Origin of the sequence: Sulfuricurvum sp., from assembly GCF_028688295.1 — a bacterium.
Lineage (GTDB): Bacteria > Campylobacterota > Campylobacteria > Campylobacterales > Sulfurimonadaceae > Sulfuricurvum.
The window spans coordinates 1-1,929 of sequence record NZ_JAQTYM010000063.1 but is presented as its reverse complement, the minus strand read 5'-3'; the positions used below and the strand labels follow the sequence as shown (position 1 = coordinate 1,929).

Below are 1,929 nucleotides of genomic sequence, written 5' to 3'. Positions count from 1 at the left end.
GCGTGGACAGCAGTGGGTGGAGATGTTCTCAAAATCGAGGCGATCCGTATCAACGGAAAAGGGGTGTTGCAGCTCACGGGAAGTTTGGGGGATGTGATGAAAGAGTCTGCCCGTATCGCCCTCTCCGTTGTCAAAACTCTGATCGATGAGGGAAAAATCACGGTTGATCACTCTATTATTCCTCTCTCCCCTGCTGAGAGAGAAAGTGATATTCCACTTGATGCAAGCGAAGTCTATAAACGCTTTGACTTGCACATCCATGTTCCTGATGGGGCTACCCCTAAAGACGGCCCAAGTGCAGGGATTGCAATGTCAACGGTCATCGCTTCGATACTCACAAATAAAAAAGTGCGTGCCGATATCGCGATGACGGGTGAAGTATCGCTCACCGGAAATGTTCTCCCTATCGGCGGCTTGAAAGAGAAACTGATTGCGGCGCATCGGGCAGGGATGAAACTTGCTCTTATCCCTCAGAAAAATTTTGATCGCGATTTGAGCGATATTCCTGATGAAGTGAAAGCGGCGATAGAGATCGTTGGTGTCAGTCGAATCGAAGAAGTTCTTAGTCGCCTTTTAATTGACGGATAATACTCAAAGCTTCGGGTGAACCATAAAGATAGCCCCGAAGTTTTACCCCTATTTTTAGCACTCTACACTCTTCACGAAATCCTTTATCCATTACCACATTATGCTCATAGGGAGCAATAAACGTATAACTACCCTCTATCGATACAACGGTGTTTCGGGCGACGATGTGCTCACCGCCATGTTTTAAAGCTTCTTTGTCGTGTTGGCTGAGTAAATATCCTCTGTGTTTGAAAAAGGTGTCGATCCCCACCACTAATGAGCGGATATTTTTAGGATTTTTAGCATAGGCAAACGTATCAATGGGTGTAAAACTCATCGGTTCGATCAGTGAGCCATTATCCTCTTCTAGGTAACGAAAACTGCGACGGATGGCATCACGGTACTCATGCATCATCGGAGCGCTGTATCGATGCCGAAAAGCATTTCGAGTATATCGTTCATCAGCGTTGCTTTCATCGATGTGATGAGGGAGGTTATGAATGTGTAGATACGCTTCGATTGACTCACGATCCCATTCTAACAAAGGACGGAGAATATTTATACCCTCTCTTGTATCGTGTGATCGGATTCCGAGTATCTCAGGTAAACCTGACCCACGACAAATCTGCATCATTAACCACTCCAGACGGTCATTCAACTGATGGGCTGTGAGGAGGTAAGTATAGGTGTATTTTTTCATCAGATAGCTAAAGAAACGGTAACGTTCTTCGCGGGCACGATGTTCAAAATTGGCTCCTCCTAATCGGCAGGAGTGGGTATGGCATTGCAGGTGATGTTTATGGGCTAGTTCAATTGCACTTTGTTCTTCACCATCACTGCTATTACGGGTGTGATAGTTGACATGCGCAATATCGAATTTGATGTTGTTTTCGAGAAGAAGATGGAAGAGGACAGTCGAATCAACCCCTCCCGAAAAAGCGAGGAGAACTCTCCCCTCTTTTAAAAGATCAAGGTGAAGAAGCTCAGACATTGCCCGTTACGGTAGCGAGAGGCCGTTTTTCGGCGAGTTCTGTAATGCGGGCACGGTAAATTTTACCGAAACTAAGCTCACCTTCTATTTCACGGTCATTGACGTAGATTTCACCATCTACCTCCGGTGTCCAGTTCAGAGCACGTGCACTCAAGAGAAATTCATGTTCGTCACTTTCACCGTCGATGACGAGGAGTAGTTCTTGATTGAGTATTTTGGAAAGACTTGTTTCTTCAACATTAGAAGCGATTTTTCCGAGTTTTTTTGCCCGTGCATTGATCGTCTTGGTGGGGATTTTATCGGTCATCTCATGTGCAGTCGTCCCCTCTTCGTCAGAGTAGCTAAAGACATTAAGGCGATCAAAACCGAAT

At 45.6% G+C, this 1,929-nt stretch carries 2 protein-coding genes and 1 pseudogene; 1 reads left to right on the top strand and 2 read right to left on the bottom strand.

The genetic code is table 11. From position 1 onward, the window contains the following. On the top strand, positions 1-588 hold a 588-nt coding region (locus PHR02_RS10870; protein WP_299992034.1), incomplete at its 5' end, for a S16 family serine protease. Here PHR02_RS10870 and tilS read toward each other — a convergent pair. After that, a complete protein-coding gene (tilS, locus tag PHR02_RS10865; protein ID WP_299992032.1) occupies positions 563-1,558 on the bottom strand; it encodes a tRNA lysidine(34) synthetase TilS in 996 nt (331 codons plus the stop codon). The genes PHR02_RS10870 and tilS overlap by 26 nt on opposite strands. Then, positions 1,551-1,929 (bottom strand): annotated as a pseudogene (locus PHR02_RS10860) (30S ribosomal protein S12 methylthiotransferase RimO); the annotation flags it as partial. The pseudogene PHR02_RS10860 and the gene tilS, both read right to left, overlap by 8 nt.